Source organism: Comamonas terrigena NBRC 13299 (assembly GCF_006740045.1).
GTDB lineage: Bacteria > Pseudomonadota > Gammaproteobacteria > Burkholderiales > Burkholderiaceae_C > Comamonas > Comamonas terrigena.
Map to the genome: position 1 here is coordinate 2,572,890 of NZ_AP019749.1, position 14,724 is coordinate 2,587,613.

General features: G+C 67.5%; 15 protein-coding genes. 4 read left to right on the forward strand and 11 right to left on the reverse strand.

Going from position 1 to position 14,724, the window contains the following annotated elements; translation table 11 throughout:
* Position 1: 1 nt before the first annotated feature.
* Positions 2-1,228, forward strand: a complete 1,227-nt coding sequence (locus tag CT3_RS11580) for a DUF1513 domain-containing protein (RefSeq protein WP_066532558.1) — start codon at positions 2-4, stop codon at positions 1,226-1,228.
* Positions 1,229-1,473: 245 nt separating this feature from the next.
* Here CT3_RS11580 and CT3_RS11585 read toward each other — a convergent pair whose 3' ends face one another.
* From CT3_RS11585 to mltG, 9 genes are all read right to left on the reverse strand, one after another.
* Positions 1,474-2,022, reverse strand: a complete 549-nt coding sequence (locus tag CT3_RS11585) for a cupin domain-containing protein (RefSeq protein ID WP_083520194.1) — start codon at positions 2,020-2,022, stop codon at positions 1,474-1,476.
* A gap of 237 nt (positions 2,023-2,259) precedes the next feature.
* Positions 2,260-2,925: a methionine ABC transporter permease gene (locus tag CT3_RS11590; protein ID WP_066532562.1), complete on the reverse strand. Its 666-nt coding sequence runs from the start codon at positions 2,923-2,925 to the stop codon at positions 2,260-2,262.
* 3 nt (positions 2,926-2,928) lie between these two features.
* On the reverse strand, positions 2,929-3,987 hold the full coding sequence (locus CT3_RS11595) for a methionine ABC transporter ATP-binding protein (protein WP_066532563.1): 1,059 nt from the start codon (positions 3,985-3,987) through the stop codon (positions 2,929-2,931).
* Positions 3,988-4,398: 411 nt separating this feature from the next.
* On the reverse strand, positions 4,399-4,611 hold the full coding sequence (locus CT3_RS11600; protein WP_066532565.1) for a hypothetical protein: 213 nt from the start codon (positions 4,609-4,611) through the stop codon (positions 4,399-4,401).
* Between the two features lie 231 nt (positions 4,612-4,842).
* On the reverse strand, positions 4,843-5,535 hold the full coding sequence (locus CT3_RS11605) for an ankyrin repeat domain-containing protein (protein WP_083520233.1): 693 nt from the start codon (positions 5,533-5,535) through the stop codon (positions 4,843-4,845).
* The gene (locus tag CT3_RS11610) at positions 5,535-6,341 is read right to left on the reverse strand and encodes a TatD family hydrolase (protein WP_066532572.1); all 807 of its coding nucleotides are present in this window, start codon (positions 6,339-6,341) and stop codon (positions 5,535-5,537) included. Before CT3_RS11610 ends, CT3_RS11605 begins: the two co-directional genes overlap by 1 nt.
* A 305-nt stretch (positions 6,342-6,646) precedes the next feature.
* Positions 6,647-7,672: a DNA polymerase III subunit delta' gene (locus tag CT3_RS11615; RefSeq protein ID WP_172591798.1), complete on the reverse strand. Its 1,026-nt coding sequence runs from the start codon at positions 7,670-7,672 to the stop codon at positions 6,647-6,649.
* An 8-nt stretch (positions 7,673-7,680) separates the two neighbouring features.
* The gene (gene tmk, locus CT3_RS11620; RefSeq protein ID WP_066532574.1) at positions 7,681-8,376 is read right to left on the reverse strand and encodes a dTMP kinase; all 696 of its coding nucleotides are present in this window, start codon (positions 8,374-8,376) and stop codon (positions 7,681-7,683) included.
* A 60-nt stretch (positions 8,377-8,436) separates the two neighbouring features.
* Positions 8,437-9,384 carry an endolytic transglycosylase MltG gene (gene mltG / locus CT3_RS11625; protein WP_370626098.1) on the reverse strand — a complete coding sequence of 316 codons (948 nt, stop codon included), beginning with the start codon at positions 9,382-9,384 and terminating at the stop codon, positions 8,437-8,439.
* Positions 9,385-9,480: 96 nt separating this feature from the next.
* On the opposite strand from mltG, the gene ygfZ reads away from it, so the two are divergent.
* Positions 9,481-10,383, forward strand: coding sequence for a CAF17-like 4Fe-4S cluster assembly/insertion protein YgfZ (gene ygfZ, locus CT3_RS11630; RefSeq protein ID WP_066532578.1), 903 nt, complete (start codon positions 9,481-9,483; stop codon positions 10,381-10,383).
* A gap of 200 nt (positions 10,384-10,583) precedes the next feature.
* Entirely contained in the window at positions 10,584-11,279 is a 696-nt protein-coding gene (locus CT3_RS11635) for a hypothetical protein (RefSeq protein WP_066532580.1), read from the forward strand.
* A gap of 92 nt (positions 11,280-11,371) precedes the next feature.
* Here CT3_RS11635 and CT3_RS11640 read toward each other — a convergent pair whose 3' ends face one another.
* Complete coding sequence (locus CT3_RS11640) at positions 11,372-12,226, reverse strand: GNAT family N-acetyltransferase (RefSeq protein ID WP_066532582.1); 855 nt, start codon at positions 12,224-12,226, stop codon at positions 11,372-11,374.
* Positions 12,227-12,266: 40 nt separating this feature from the next.
* The gene (locus CT3_RS11645) at positions 12,267-13,232 is read right to left on the reverse strand and encodes an alpha/beta hydrolase (protein WP_083520234.1); all 966 of its coding nucleotides are present in this window, start codon (positions 13,230-13,232) and stop codon (positions 12,267-12,269) included.
* A gap of 325 nt (positions 13,233-13,557) precedes the next feature.
* Between CT3_RS11645 and CT3_RS11650 the strand changes: the two genes are divergently transcribed.
* Entirely contained in the window at positions 13,558-14,694 is a 1,137-nt protein-coding gene (locus tag CT3_RS11650) for an iron-containing alcohol dehydrogenase (protein WP_066532587.1), read from the forward strand.
* Positions 14,695-14,724 lie beyond the last annotated feature (30 nt).

A 14,724-nucleotide genomic window follows, 5' to 3' on the forward strand; every position in this document is an offset into this window, starting at 1 on the left:
CATGCCGTCCTCCTCTCCCAGCCGGCGCCAGTGGCTGCAGGCGGTGGGCCTCACCGGCTTGGGCGGCCTGGCCGGCCTGAACGGGTTGGCACCGCTGTCCGCCTGGGCAGGCTCCGCCACAGCCACTGCCCAGTCTGGACCGGTCGGCCCGCAGCGCCTGGCCGCCGCCTGGATGCAAGGCCACGATCTGTTTGCCGGCATTGTGCAGCTCACGCTGGATGGTGCGCCGCTGCAGGTGCTGCAGTCCGAACGCATTCCCACCCGCGCCCATGGCATGACGGTGGAAGCCGATGGCGCCGTGGTCTTCACCAGCCGCCGCCCCGGTGACTGGCTGCTGCGCCTGCGCGCAGGAACGGCGCCGCAATGGGGCTGGATAGAACCGGACCGCGCCTTCACCGGCCACGTGATCCACAGCCGGGATGGCCGCCAGCTCTACACCACAGAAACCGATCTGGAAACCGGCCAGGGCCTGATCGGCGTGCGCGATGCCGCATCGCTGGAAAAAACCGCCGAATGGCCCACCCACGGCATGGACCCGCACCAGCTGCTGCTGGATGCCGACGGCAGCCTGGTCGTCGCCAACGGCGGCATTCCCAGCCAGATCGAGACCGGCCGGCGCAAGCTGCAGCTCACGCAGATGGACTCCTCCATCGTGCGCCTGCAGCCTGCCGCCCAGGGCGCGCTGGACGGCCAGTGGCGCCTGACCGACACCCGGCTGAGCCTGCGCCACCTGTGCTGGGGCCCGCAAGTGGCCTGGCAACCCGCACGCCGCTGGCTGGGGATTGCGCTGCAGGCCGAGCACGACGACCCCAGCACCCGCGCCCAGGCACCGGTGCTGGCCCTGTTCGATGGCCAGCAGCTGCAGGTGCAGCCCTTGCCTGCCGGCACGGCGCTGGCCGGCTACGGCGGCGACATCGGCTGCGACGGCCAGCACTTTGCCGTCAGTTGCCCGCGTGCCGACCAGCTCACCTGGTGGCAGCCCCCGGCACGCGCCGGCGAACCCGTGCAATGGCACGGCAGCCGCCCGCTGCAAGGCGTGTACCCGGTGGCCAACCACAGCGTGTCCCCGCTGCTGCCCGCACCGTCCCCCGCCGGGCTGTGGACGGCGGGTGAAGCCGCCGCCACGCGCCTGGCGGATGCAGCCAGCCCCCAGCCTGCCCCCGCCCTGGGCACCACCCACGGCCGTGTGATGGACAACCACTGGATTCCGCTGCCGGCTACGGCGTAAAGCCAGTGCAGCGCCACCAGCGGTTGCACTGCACCCACGTTCAGTTTGCAGCTTGCGCCACACAAGCGCACCACCCCAAAACAAAAGCCGGATCCCGCAAGGCATCCGGCTTTTGATTGTGGGGGTTGTGTACGCCCCGGTTCCTACAGCAGCTTGAGCCACTCCACCAGCGCATCCATCTCCGCCGCATTCAGCTGCAAAGCCTGGTGCCTGCGTACCGTGCTGAGCACATACTTCAAGCCGTATCAGGCGTCCACGGCCATCGGCCCGGCTTCGCGTGCGGTGTACTGCGCCACCCAGCCTGCGCTGTCGGTAAACAGACGCAGCGCCTTGATACGGCGTTCCGCCGTCAGCGTGAAGCGGTGCTCTGCCCCGGCGGGCACACGCAGATAGTCGCCCGGCCCCACCCGTACGGTGTGTTCGCGCCCCTGGGCATCAAAGAAGCCGAACAGCCCGGCGCCATCCACGATGTAGCGCACCTCGTCGTCGGCATGGGTGTGCGGGCGGTCAAACCGCGCCAAGGTCTCCTCCAGGCCCGGCGTGTCCGGGTGCAGCACCACCAGGTCCATGCTCTGGTAGCCGTGGGCAATGCACACATCGATCAGCCCGGCGCCCAGCGCCTGCACCACCGTGGCCTTAGCGCCGTCATCCAGCGCCGGCTGGGCCAGCAAGGCCGCCAGACCGGGCTCGGGCTGCAACGGCCGGTGCTGCCAGTCCACCCCCAGGTCGGTAACGGCGCTGCGCAGCACAGCGGAGGCAGTCAGCCCTGCGGCAATGTTCGATGGTTCTTGCATGGCTTGTTCTCTTTTTTAAACAATGGTCCAGCATGCCGCGCCGGGGCCGCGCGGCGCTTGATGTGGCACAAGCTGTGCCGCGCCCGCCTGCTGGCACCCTGGCGCTGGATGGCGATCGCCACCAGCCGGTGCACCGGCACAGACCGCATCAACGACCAAGAAAAAAGCCGCAGCGGCACGGTGCAGCTGCGGCTTGTGTGCATGACAGGCCCGCTCACGCGCCCGCCCTGTGCCAGATCACTTGTGGCTGATACGGCGCACCACCCAGTCACCCAGGCTCTGGATGGCTTGCACAAAGAAGATCAGGATGACCACCACCGCCAGCATGATGTCCGGCAGGAAACGCTGGTAACCATAACGGATACCCAGGTCACCCAGGCCGCCGCCGCCAATGGCGCCCGCCATGGCGGAGTAGCCGGTCAGCGACACAAAGCTGATGGTCAGGCCGGCCACGATGCCGGGCATGGCTTCGGGCAGCAGCACCTTCCAGACGATCTGGCTGGTCGACGCACCCATGGACTGGGCCGCTTCCACCAGGCCGCCATCCACTTCACGCAGCGCGGTTTCCACCAGACGGGCAATGAACGGGGCCGCCGCAATCGTCAACGGCACCACGGCCGCCCAGGTCCCGATGGACGAACCGGTGATGAAACGGGTGAACGGGATGATGGCCACCAGCAAAATAATGAACGGCGTGGAACGCACGGCATTCACAATCCAGCCCACGGTGCTGTTGAGCGCCGTGTTCTGCAGCACGCCGCCCTTGTCGGTCAGGCGCAGGAACACGCCCAGCGGAATCCCGATCAGGCCACCCAGAATCCCCGAGATGCCGACCATGATCAGCGTCTCCCACAGCGAGTCGATGAACAACTCGATCATCATTTCCGAAAAGTTCTCGAACATCGCTTACCCCTTCACCGGCGCCGCCACGGGCACCACCTGCACCACCACACCGCTGCTGCGCAGGTGGCTGATGGCCGATTCAATCTTCACCGCCTCGCCGCTGGCATACACCGCCAGCGAACCAAAGGTCTGCTCCTGGATTTCGTCGATCTGGCCGTGCAGGATCGACAGATCCAGCCCCAGCGTGCGAATCAGGTGCGACAGAATGGGTTCATACGCGCTCTCGCCCGCATACGACAGGCGCAGCAACTGGCCGCTGGTGCCCGCCGTCAGACGCGCCGACAGGGCCTGCACGCGCTGCATCACGCTGGCAGGCAGCTCCTGGGGAACGATCTCGTCGATCAGGCTCTTGGTAATGGCCTGCTGCGGCTGGGTGAACACATCGATCACCGAACCCAGCTCGGCAATCCGGCCAGCGTCGATCACCGCCACGCGGTCGGCAATCTGCTTGATCACCTGCATCTGGTGGGTAATCAGCACTACCGTCACCCCCAGCTCGCGGTTTACCTTGCGCAGCAGATCCAGAATGGAACGGGTGGTTTCCGGGTCCAGCGCGCTGGTGGCTTCATCCGACAGCAGCACCTTGGGGTTGGACGCCAGTGCGCGCGCAATGCCCACGCGCTGCTTCTGCCCACCCGAGATTTGCGCCGGGTAACGGTCGGCCAGGTGGTCCAGGCCCACCAGCTTCAGCAGCGGATCGATGCGCTTCTGGATCTCGGCCTTGGACATGCCGGCCAGCTCCAGCGGCAGCGCGGCGTTGTCATACACAGTGCGCGAAGACAGCAGATTGAAATGCTGGAACACCATGCCGATCTCGCGGCGGGCTTCACGCAACTGGGAGTCGCTGAGCTTCAGCAGATCGCGGCCGCCCACGATCATCTGGCCGCTGGTGGGACGGTTGAGCAAATTGATGCAGCGCACCAGCGAGCTTTTGCCGGCGCCGCTGCGGCCGATGATGCCGAAGATCTCGCCCTGCTCGATGTGCAGGTTGATGTGTTGGAGGGCTTCGACCGGCCCCTTGGGGCCTTGGTAGGTCAGGGACAGATCCCGAATGTCGATCATGGAGTCAGCCAGGCGGCCGCAGGCACATCCGCACGCGCTTGCAGCACAGGGTTCAAGAAGGAAGTAGCGAAATGTAGCGCTCCGTTATAAGAACGCCAACTATCGAAAAATCAAGTAATAAGACATAACCGTTATAAGAGCATGTCTCGTGCAAACCCCTAATGATGCCCGAATTGCCAGCCTGTTACCGAAGGTGAACGCAAAACCTTGAGCGGGATGCAGTGTCGCCCCCGGCGTGCACCACGGCACCACGCACAGGCACCAGTACGGGATTAGCCCATGCAGTTGCCCTCGCCTGCTCTGCTGGCGCGCTCTGCCTGAAAGCGCCTGCAGGCACATTACAGGTAAAGCGCAACAGCAGCGTGACTAAAGGAGCTGATCACCCGAAGCGGACCACGGCCAGGTACTGCTTCACTGCGGCTGCACGCCGTAGCGTTGCATGGCGCCGGCGATCTGGCCTGCTTCTGTGGTGGTGGCCGGAAACAGGCGGTAGCTGGGGGCGATGATGGGGTGCACCGCATCCACGTCCGTCAGCAGCACGGCATGCAGCGGAAAACGCGGTCCTAGCAGCGGGTACAAGGGCGCAGCCCAGCGTTCAAAGTCTGCATCCTGCGGGTACAGCACGCGGCACCCGCCTTGGAGCTAGAAGCCCTTTTGCGCAAAGAAGACCCAGTCTGCGCAGAGGGGGCTGAGCGGGCGCGTCTAGAAGGTCGAGGGTCGAGGGTCGAGGGTCGAGAGTGAACGGCGTCGTTATCGACGACGCTGCCAGCCGCCGCCTTGCAGTAGCGTGGCCACTACGTGGTGCGCGGTCATCGGGGGCCAGCGCTGCCTGTGCAGCTTCAGGCGACTGAGCGCCTACCACTTGCCCTTGGCCGGCCGGTTGGCGCGCACCGCAGTGGACAACAGTTGCACCATGAAATCGCGGTCGGAGCGGCGGGCAAAGTCCACCGCCGTCTGGCCTTGCTGGTTGCGCAGGCTCACATCGGCGCCCTCTTCCAACAGCAGCTTGACCATGGCCTCGCTGGAATACTGGGCCGCCAGCATCAGCGGTGTGCTGCCATTGGGCGAGGCGGCGTCGATGTAGGCGCTGTGCTCCAGCAGGTAGCTGGCAATGGCCACGCTGTGCTCCAGCCCGGCCGATGCCGCGTAGTGCAGCGGGGCCCAGCCTTCGCGGTTGATGTCGGCGCCGCGCTCTACCAGCTTCTGCACCAGTTCCAGATTGCCCTTGATGGCGGCCATCATCAGCGGGGTTTCGCCCTGGCGGTTGGCCAGGTTCAGATCGATGCCCGGGGCCAGCAGCAGGGTGTCCACCACGCGCCAGGATTCCTGGCGCATGGCCAGGGTCAGGCCGGTGCGCCCACGCTCGTCCGGGGTGTTGGGGTTGAAGCCGCGCAGCAGCCAGGTCATCACATCGCGGTACTGGTCGCGCACGACGGCGGTGAAGAATTCGCTGGTTGCATCGGCCCGTGCCGGCAGCATGGGCAGCGCCACCAGCACGCCCCCCGCCAGCCGGGCTGCCATGCGCTGCAGCGCCTGGCGGCGGCGCATCATGCCACCACGCCGGCGAACAGCCGGTCAAAGTTGGCGCTGGTGATCCGCCCCACCTCTTCGGCACTGATGCCGCGCAACTGTGCCACCTGCTGCGCCACATAGGGCACATAGGACGGGTTGTTGGTCTTGCCCCGGTATGGCACGGGGGCCAGATAAGGACTGTCGGTTTCGATCAGCATGCGGTCAATGGGGATGTAGGCGGCGACATCGCGCAGATCCTGCGCGTTCTTGAACGTGAGAATGCCAGAGAACGAGATGTAATAGCCAATATCCAGCGCGGCCTTGGCGACTTCCATGGTTTCGGTGAAGCAGTGGAACACGCCGCCGGCCTGCCGGGCCGAACCATCTTCCCCCTCTTCCTTCAGGATGGCCAGGGTGTCCGCAGACGAGGCACGGGTGTGGATGACCAGCGGCTTGCGGCAGGCCTGGGCGGCGCGGATGTGGGTGCGAAAGCGCTCGCGCTGCCATTCCAGATCGGCAATCGTGCGGCCGCCCTTGCGGTCTTCCATGCCGTAGTAGTCCAGCCCGGTTTCCCCGATGCCCACCACACGGGGCAGCGCCGCGCGCTCCAGCAGATCCTGCACGCTGGGCTCGGTCATGTCCTCGGTGTCCGGGTGCACGCCCACGGTGCACCACAGGTTGTCATGCCCCAGGGCCAGGGCATGCACGTCGGGGAATTCTTCCATGGTGCAGGAAATGCACAGCGCCCGCGTGACCTGGGCCTGCTGCATGGCGGTCAGAATCTCGGGCAGCTTGGCTTGCAGGTCGGGAAAGCTCAGGTGGCAGTGCGAATCGGTAAACATGGGGTTCCAACAGAAAGCAGGCCCGGGGCGGCAGCCACGGGCAAATCGCTATTTTCCACCGAGATGCGGTATGCCTGCAGGCGCGCCGCAGGCCGCCCCTTGCAACAACTCGGCAGGCATCGCCCTTGTGCCCCTGCCCTGCCGCCCTCGCTCAGGTGCACGCGGTGCGTCACGGCATAGCCCCGTGGTGACTCCGGGCGCCCGGGGTTGGCGGACAGCCCCAAGCACAAGCTCGAGCACAGCCCAGACACCACCCCGCAATCGGCCCGGTCAGCCCCCAGGGCACCAGCGGTCCGCTACAGGGCTCAGTGCCGCGCCTGCAGCACGCTGCGGGCCTGGGCTACCAGCGCTTCCAGCATCAGGCCGGCATTGAAGGGGTGTTCGGCCGTGCGCGCCTCCTGCGCCAGCGACTTGGCCCAGCGCGCCAGCACCATCTGCGACGGCGCCTTGGGCAGGTCCTGCGGCTGGAAATAGCGCGGCTGCGCACCGCTGGCCACGCTCATCAGGTCGTGGCACAGCTTCTGCAGGCTTTCCACCACCACGGGCGGCGGCATATCGGCCAGGGCCGTCACATCCCCGGCGGCCACGGCCTTGGGCAGGCGGGCCCAGGCCGCCACGTCGCGCCCGCTGCGCGACAGGGCCAGCGCATCTTCCGGCCGCCCGCCGGCGGCACGCAGCCAGGCACGGGCCGCATCCTCGGCCAGGCCCTGCTGTTGCAGCCAGGTCAGCATCTGGTCCTCCTGCGGCCAGCGCATGGTGTGCGACAGGCAGCGGCTGCGGATGGTGGGCAGCAACTGGTGCACCGCCTCGGTGGCCAGCACAAAGCGCACGTCACCGGGCGGCTCCTCCAGCGTCTTCAGCAGCGCATTGGCGGTGATGGCATTCATCCGTTCGGCCGGGTAGACCAGCACGGCCTTGCCTTTGCCGCGCGCACTGGTGCGCTGGCAGAACTCCACCGCATCGCGCATGGCATCCACACGGATGTCCTTGCTGGGCTTGCGCTTCTTGTCGTCGATCTCGGCCTGGGCCTTTTCCGGCAACGGCCAGCCCAAGGCCAGCATGGCGGTCTCGGGCATCAGCACGCACAGGTCGGCGTGGGTGTGCACGTCAATGGCATGGCAGCTGCCGCAGTGGCCGCAGGCGCCCTGCTCTCCAGGCTGGTCGCACAGCCAGGCCCGCACCAGGGACATACCCAGCGGGAACTGCCCCAGGCCCGAAGGCCCTTGCAGCAGCCAGGCATGGCCGCGCTGGGCCAGCAGCTCATTGCGCTGGCTGGCCAGCCAGGGGGCCAGCTGCATGCCGTCCTGCACCACAGGGGTTTCTGCACTCATGCCAACGCTCATGCCAGCACTCCCGGCTGCAGCCAGCCTTTGGCCTGCAGCACATCGGCCACCTGCTGCCACACGGCCTCACGGCTGGTGTTGGCGTCAATGCGGGCAAAGCGCTGCGGCGCCGCCTCCGCGCGGCGGGCGTAGCCACCGGCCACGGCGGCAAAAAATGCGCCGGGCTGGGCCTCGAACTTGTCGGGCACTCGGGCCGTGGTCAGGCGCTCGGCAGCCACGGCCGCCGGCAGGTCGAACCAGATGGTCAGGTCCGGCTGGCGGATGGCCGCTTCCGGATGCTGCGCCCCCAGGCCTTCCAGCGCCGGCACGGCCTGCACCAGTTGTTCCAGCTGACAAAGCTTGTCCCAGTCGAAGCCGCGCCCGGCACCCTGGTAGGCAAAGGTGGCGTCGGTGAAACGGTCGCTGATCACCACATCGCCCCGTGCCAGTGCCGGCTCGATCACCTGCACCAGGTGGTCGCGGCGGGCGGCAAAGGCCACCAGGGCCTCGGTCAGCGGGTCCATGGCGTCGTGCAGCAGCAGGGCGCGCAGCTTTTCGGCCAGCGGCGTGCCGCCGGGCTCGCGCGTGAGGGTGACGCAGCGGCCACTGTCGCGAAAGGCCTGGGCTGTGCGCTCGATGTGGCTGGACTTGCCGGCCCCATCAATGCCTTCAAAGGTGAGAAAAATGCCCTGCGGGAGCTGGGACGCTGTCATGCAAATAGCCAATCTGTGGGCGGCAGACCGCACGGGCCTGCCACCGGTTCATCGAAAAATTCAGTTCCCGCCACGCTGGTAGCGGTTGACGGCGCGGTTGTGCTCATCCAGCGTGGCACTGAAGTGGCTGCTGCCGTCGCCGCGTGCCACAAAGTACAGGGCCTTGGTGGCTGCGGGCTGCACCGCCGCCATCAGCGCGGCCTTGCCGGGCATGGCAATCGGCGTGGGCGGCAGGCCGGGGCGGGTGTAGGTGTTCCACGGCGTGTCGGTGCGCAGGTCGTTGCGGCGCAGATTGCCGTCAAACTTCTCGCCCATGCCGTAGATCACGGTGGGGTCGGTCTGCAGCAGCATGCCCACGCGCAGGCGGTTCACGAACACGCCCGCAATCTGGCCCCGGTCGGCCGCGGTGCCGGTTTCCTTTTCCACAATGCTGGCCAGGATCAGCGCCTCGTCGGGCGACTTGAGCGGCAGGTCGGCCGTGCGCAGCGCCCAGACCTGGTCCAGGCGGCGGTCCATGGCATGGGCGGCACGCTTGAGCACGGCCAGCCCGCTGCTGCCCTTGGCATAGGTATAGGTATCGGGGAAGAAACGCCCTTCGGCGGCCACACCGGGCTTGCCCAGGGCGGTCATGATGTCGGCCTCACTCAGCGCGGCGGTGTCCTGCTTCAGGAATTCATCCTTGGCCATGGCGGCGCGCATCTGGCGGAAGGTCCAGCCTTCGACAAAGGTGATGGCGCGCAGGCTTTCCTCGCCGCGTGCCAGCTTCTGTAGCAGCTCGTACGGCGTGGTGCCCGCCGGGATCTCGTAGTTGCCCGCCTTGATCTTGCGGTCCTGACCCGACAGGCGGAACCAGGCGTACAGCAGGCGGGCATCGGTCTGGATACCGCTTTTAACCACCTCGCGGGCCACGCCGCGCGGCGTGGTGCCGGGCTCGATCTCCAGCTCCGTGGTCTGCCCGTTCATGGGCAGGGGTTGGCCCAGCCACCATGCGGCCACACCGGCGGCCATGACAGCCAGCAAAATCAGACACAGCAGCCCTTGGAGCAATCGACGCACAAGCCCTCACCGTCAGAAAGTAGGTAGACCGGGGATCATAATTCACCCATGACCGCTCCTTTGCAAGGCATTGCCACCCTCACCCACCTGGGCGTCATTCGCGCACAAGGTGCCGACGCCGCCAGCTTTCTGCACGGCCAGCTGACCCAGGACTTCGCCCTGCTGGACACCCAGCACGCCCGCTTGGCCGCCTACTGCTCGGCCAAGGGCCGCATGCTGGCCAGCTTCATCGGCTTCAAGACCGGGCCGGAAGAAATCCTGCTGCTGTGCAGCCAGGACCTGCTGCCCGCCATGCTCAAGCGCCTGTCCATGTTTGTGCTGCGCGCCAAGTGCAAGCTCAGCGATGCCACGGCCGACTATGCGCTGTGTGGCCTGGCCGGCGACAGCGCAGCCCAGGCCACCGGCAACGCGGCGCCCTGGACGCTGCGCAGCGTGGATGCCGCCCATGTGGTGCAGCTCTACCCCGCTGGCGACACCCCGCGCGCGCTGTGGATCGCCCCGGCCGGCAGCGCTGTGCCTGCAGGCCCGGCCCTGGACAACGCCGCCTGGCTGTGGAGCGAAGTGGCCAGCGGCATCGCCACCTTGAGCCTGCCGGTGCAGGAACAGTTCGTGCCGCAGATGCTGAACTACGAATCCGTGGGCGGCGTGAACTTCAAGAAAGGCTGCTACCCCGGCCAGGAAGTGGTGGCCCGCAGCCAGTTCCGCGGCACGCTCAAGCGCCGCGCCTACATCGCACACGCCGAACAGCCGCTGACCGTGGGCGCCGAAGTGTTTGCCGCCAGCGATGCCGAGCAGCCCGTGGGCATGGTGGTGCAGTCCGCCGCAGCCCCTGCGGGAGGATTCGATGCCATTGTCTCGCTGCAGATCGCCTCGACCGACGAAGCCCTGAACGCCGGCGGCGTGGCCCTGGCGCTGCAGCCCCTGCCCTACGAGCTGCTGGCAGACATCTAAGCCAAGCCCCGGCGCAGGCACCCTGCACACTGCCGGGCGGTACGCACTGCCGCCCAGGCCACCGTCCGATCCGGCCACAGCTGCCGGGCGGCCGTGGGGCCACAGATTCTGGCTGACACGCTTTGACAAGCGCCGCCTCCATGCGCACCCTGGCAGCCAGGGCAGACTGAAGCTGCCCCGCCTGCAGCCAAGGAGCGCGCATGCACCCCACCACGCACATCCCGCCCGCCACGCCGGTCACGCCCATTGCCCACACCGCCTGTGCGTTGCTGGCCCTGCGCACCTTCGGCCTGTACACCGACAGCCCCTTCCCCCAGCACGACTACCTGCTCGACCCCGTCTCGCTGGGTCTGGCCGGTCTGGTGGTGGCCCTGCTCACGCTGCGCTGGTGGCTGCAGGGGCCGCAGGCCATAGCGTTGTCGTCTGCACCTGCGTCTGCATCGACATCTGCGGCGCCTGCATCTGGGTCCTCCGCCACGTCGGCAGACACCGCGGCGCCAGCGCCCAGCCTGGACGCCCCGCTGGCCCAGCTGAAAACGGCCATGTTCGCCGGCTTCTGGTACCTGGGCTACCTGTTCCCGCGCCGCAAGATCGCCGCCATCCTGCAGGAAAACCACCCGGGCCAGGCCAGCACATTCGACACGCACTTCGGCCTGTACCAGGGGATTGTGCAGATCCGCCACTTTCTGCTGGCCCACGGACTGGCCCTGCTGATGGCCGCCTATGCGCTGGGCGAAGGCGAAGCATTCACCGGAGGTGCCGTGGTGCAGGCGGTAGGCCCCGGCTGGATGCTGCTGTGCTGGAGCGTGTGCATCTACAGCAGCTGCTGGCTGTTGCTGGGCGCCGGCATGGCGCTGCGCCGCCTGGTGCTGCGTTCACGGCCTCCGGCAGGCTGATTGCCGTCCCTGCCGCGCCCCCCAGGTTCCCCAACCTCCAGTGTCCCAGTCACCCACGTGCCTGGGCATCGCTGGGCCTGCCGGTGTCCGGCTTACAGCACCCGGCGCATGGTGATGTGGTCGATGCCGGCTTCGGCGTAGACCTCGCCTTCGGGTACAAATCCGGCGCGGGCGTAGAAGTTCTGGGCATGGCACTGGGCGTGCAGCACCACCTCGCGGTCGCCCCGGGTACGGGCGGCCTCGACCAGGCGGTCCAGCACCTGGCGGCCCACGCGGCTGCCGCGCAGCTCACGGGCCACCGCCATGCGACCGATGCGGCCCACGCCGGGGGCATCACTGACCAGGCGGCCAGTGCCAACCGCCTGATTCAGGCGGTTGAACGCCACCACATGGCGACAGATGGGGTCGAACTCGTCCATCTCGATCTCGGGCGGCACGCCCTGCTCGCGCACAAAAACGTCTACCCGCAGGCGCTCAGCGGAACGGCCCAGGTCGTTCCAGCTGCCCGACTCCAGGCGCACCATCTCTTCACCGGCTTCAAACGCTGTGAGCAGATCGCGCAGCGCCTGGTGCACGGGCTGGGGCGTGCGTCCGGCGTCGGCAAACACGTACACCAGATGCAAGGTGTTCAGCAACTGGCGGCCCCGGAAGATGCCGCATTCAAACTGCAGCGAGGTGTTGCCTTGCTTGACGCAGCGTATGCCCACATCCAGCACATCGCCCATCACGGCCGCAGCGTGGTAGGTGACTTCGGCCTTCTTCACATACAGCTCGCCGCCCAACAGGGCCCAGCTGGCTTCATAAGGCATGGCGACCTGGCGCCAGTATTCGGTGACGGCCACGTCGGCATACATCATGTAATGCGCATTGAAGACGATTCTTTGCGCGTCCACTTCGGACCAGCGCACCACCAGACGGTGCTTGCAGCGGAAATCTTCGAGTTGCATGGCGATTCTCACAAAAAGGAAAGGGGGAAAGTGCTGACTCTCAGTGTGCGCCCAAAGCCGCTTTCAGTGCTTTGGCCGCATCGGCCTGCGCCTGGCGGGCTTCGGGGATGGCGCGGCCCATCTTGATGAACTCGTGCGTCACGCCGCGGTAGATCTCCAGATCGACCGCCACACCGGCCATGCGCAGCTTGTCAGCATAGGCCACGCCCTCGTCCACCAGCGGGTCCAGCTCGGCCAGGCAGATGAAGGCCGGAGCTACACCGTCCACGTCCGGGGCCAGCAGCGGGGCAAAGCGCCAGTCGGCGCGGTCGGCGTCGTCGCGCACATAGTTGCTGAAGAACCAGGCAATGCCTTCCTTTTCCAGCAGCAGGCCGTGGGCAAAGGTCTCGTGCGAATCCGTGTCCTGGTGGGCGGTGGTGCCGGGGTAGATCAGCAGCTGCAGCGCCAGCGGCAGGCCCGCATCGCGCGCCAGGATGGCACAGCTGGCGGCCAGCGTGCCGCCGGCACTGTCGCCGCCCACGGCCATGCGGGAGGTGTCCAGCCCCAGCGCCGTGCCTTCGGCGGCCAGCCATTGCAGCGCATCCCAGGCATCGTTGCTGGCGGTGGGGAACTGCCATTCCGGCGCCAGGCGGTAGTTCAGCGACACCACGGCGCAGCCCGCCTGGTGGGCCAGGCTGCGGCACAGCTGGTCGTGGGTGTCGATGCTGCCCACGGTAAACCCGCCGCCGTGCAGATACATCAGCACCGGCAGCGGCCGGCCCTCGCCCTCGCCCTCGCCCTCGCCTACACCCTGTGCCTGCGCCTGCGCCTGGGGCGCATACAGGCGCGCGGCCAGCAGGGCGCCGTCGCGGGCGGGAATCTGCAGCTCCTCCACCCGCGGCAGCGCGATCTTGGCGATTTCCAGCACGCCGGCACCGGCCTCATAGGCCGCGCGGGCCTGCTGGGGCGTGAGCTGGTGCATATGCGGGCGGTTGGCCCGTGCCATGCGGCGCAGCACATCGCGCATCGCAGGGGTCAGGGGGTACTGGGGCAGGAAGTCGGTGGCGTCGTTCACGGCGGACAAGGCAGTCAAGCGAGGGCAGCGCCACCACGCTTGCAGCGGCACGGCCTCCCTGAAGAGAGGGAAAGCTGTGCATCATGCAGCAAAAACACCGCCCTGGCGGGCAGACGGGCGTTGCCGCGGCGGGGGCTCCCCCTCTAACGGCCCTGCACTGTCGCGCAGTGGACGGTCTGCCCGCCCGCCTGCGGGTTACAGCGCTTGGCAGCGCCCCTGCCCCGCCCTACATTGAAACGTTTTTCCATCTCTGGTTTGCTTTGGAGCGATTCCCCACATGGCTTTCATCAACTACGTCACCCAGATCCAGTTCGACTTTGGCGCCGTGAAGCTGCTGCGCCAGGAATGCGAACGCGTGGGCATCAGCAAACCGCTGATCGTGACCGACCCCGGCGTCAAGGCGGCGGGCATCCTGCAAAAGGCCGTGGATGCGCTGGGCGACCTGCCCCACGCCGTGTTTGACCAGACCCCCAGCAACCCCACGGAAGCCGCAGTGCGCGCCGCCGCAGCCCTCTACCAGGCCCAGGGCTGCGACGGCCTGATTGCCGTCGGGGGCGGCAGCGCCATCGACTGCGCCAAGGGCGTGGCCATTGCCGCCACGCACGCAGGGCCGCTGTCCCACTACGCCACCATCGAAGGCGGCTCGCCCCGCATCACCGAACAGGTCGCCCCGCTGATTGCCGTGCCCACCACCAGCGGCACCGGCAGCGAAGTGGCGCGCGGCGCCATCATCATCGTGGACGACCACCGCAAGCTGGGCTTCCACAGCTGGCACCTGGTGCCCAAGACCGCCATCTGCGACCCGGAGCTGACCTACGGCCTGCCCCCGCTGCTGACCGCCGCCACCGGCATGGACGCCATTGCCCACTGCATGGAAACCTTCATGTCCGCCGCGTTCAACCCGCCGGCCGACGGCATTGCGCTGGACGGGCTGACCCGGGGCTGGGCCCATATCGAGGCCGCCACCCGCAACGGCCAGGACGCCGAGGCGCGCCGCCAGCTGATGAGTGCCAGCATGCAGGGCGCCATGGCCTTCCAGAAAGGGCTGGGCTGCGTGCACAGCCTCAGCCACAGCCTGGGCGGCGTGAACCCGCGCCTGCACCACGGCACGCTCAACGCCATGTTCCTGCCGGCGGTGGTGCGCTTCAACGCCGCCGCCGACAGCGTGCAGCGCGAAGACCGCCTGAACCGCATGGCCCACGCCATGGGCCTGCGCAGCGGCAGCGACATTCCCGAAGCCATCCGCGACATGAACGCCCGCCTGGGCCTGCCCGCCGGCCTGGCCGCCATGGGCGTGGAGACCGGCTGGTATGCCCAGGTGATTGCCGGTGCGCTGAAAGACCACTGCCACGGCACCAACCCGCGCATCGCCTCGGCCCAGGATTACGAGGACATGCTGGCCACCTCGATGTAAACGGCCGGCGCAGGGCCGGCCGGGACCAGA

What these genes read in the sequence shown, in the direction of transcription:
- CT3_RS11580 (WP_066532558.1), top strand. Translation starts at nt 2, where the DNA reads ATGCCGTCCTCCTCTCCCAGCCGGCGCCAGTGGCTGCAGGCGGTGGGC.
- CT3_RS11585 (WP_083520194.1), bottom strand. Translation starts at nt 2,022, where the DNA reads ATGCAAGAACCATCGAACATTGCCGCAGGGCTGACTGCCTCCGCTGTG.
- CT3_RS11590 (WP_066532562.1), bottom strand. Translation starts at nt 2,925, where the DNA reads ATGTTCGAGAACTTTTCGGAAATGATGATCGAGTTGTTCATCGACTCG.
- CT3_RS11595 (WP_066532563.1), bottom strand. Translation starts at nt 3,987, where the DNA reads ATGATCGACATTCGGGATCTGTCCCTGACCTACCAAGGCCCCAAGGGG.
- CT3_RS11605 (WP_083520233.1), bottom strand. Translation starts at nt 5,535, where the DNA reads ATGCGCCGCCGCCAGGCGCTGCAGCGCATGGCAGCCCGGCTGGCGGGG.
- CT3_RS11610 (WP_066532572.1), bottom strand. Translation starts at nt 6,341, where the DNA reads ATGTTTACCGATTCGCACTGCCACCTGAGCTTTCCCGACCTGCAAGCC.
- CT3_RS11615 (WP_172591798.1), bottom strand. Translation starts at nt 7,672, where the DNA reads ATGAGTGCAGAAACCCCTGTGGTGCAGGACGGCATGCAGCTGGCCCCC.
- tmk (WP_066532574.1), bottom strand. Translation starts at nt 8,376, where the DNA reads ATGACAGCGTCCCAGCTCCCGCAGGGCATTTTTCTCACCTTTGAAGGC.
- mltG (WP_370626098.1), bottom strand. Translation starts at nt 9,384, where the DNA reads ATGGCCGCCGGTGTGGCCGCATGGTGGCTGGGCCAACCCCTGCCCATG.
- ygfZ (WP_066532578.1), top strand. Translation starts at nt 9,481, where the DNA reads ATGACCGCTCCTTTGCAAGGCATTGCCACCCTCACCCACCTGGGCGTC.
- CT3_RS11635 (WP_066532580.1), top strand. Translation starts at nt 10,584, where the DNA reads ATGCACCCCACCACGCACATCCCGCCCGCCACGCCGGTCACGCCCATT.
- CT3_RS11640 (WP_066532582.1), bottom strand. Translation starts at nt 12,226, where the DNA reads ATGCAACTCGAAGATTTCCGCTGCAAGCACCGTCTGGTGGTGCGCTGG.
- CT3_RS11645 (WP_083520234.1), bottom strand. Translation starts at nt 13,232, where the DNA reads ATGCGCGATGTGCTGCGCCGCATGGCACGGGCCAACCGCCCGCATATG.
- CT3_RS11650 (WP_066532587.1), top strand. Translation starts at nt 13,558, where the DNA reads ATGGCTTTCATCAACTACGTCACCCAGATCCAGTTCGACTTTGGCGCC.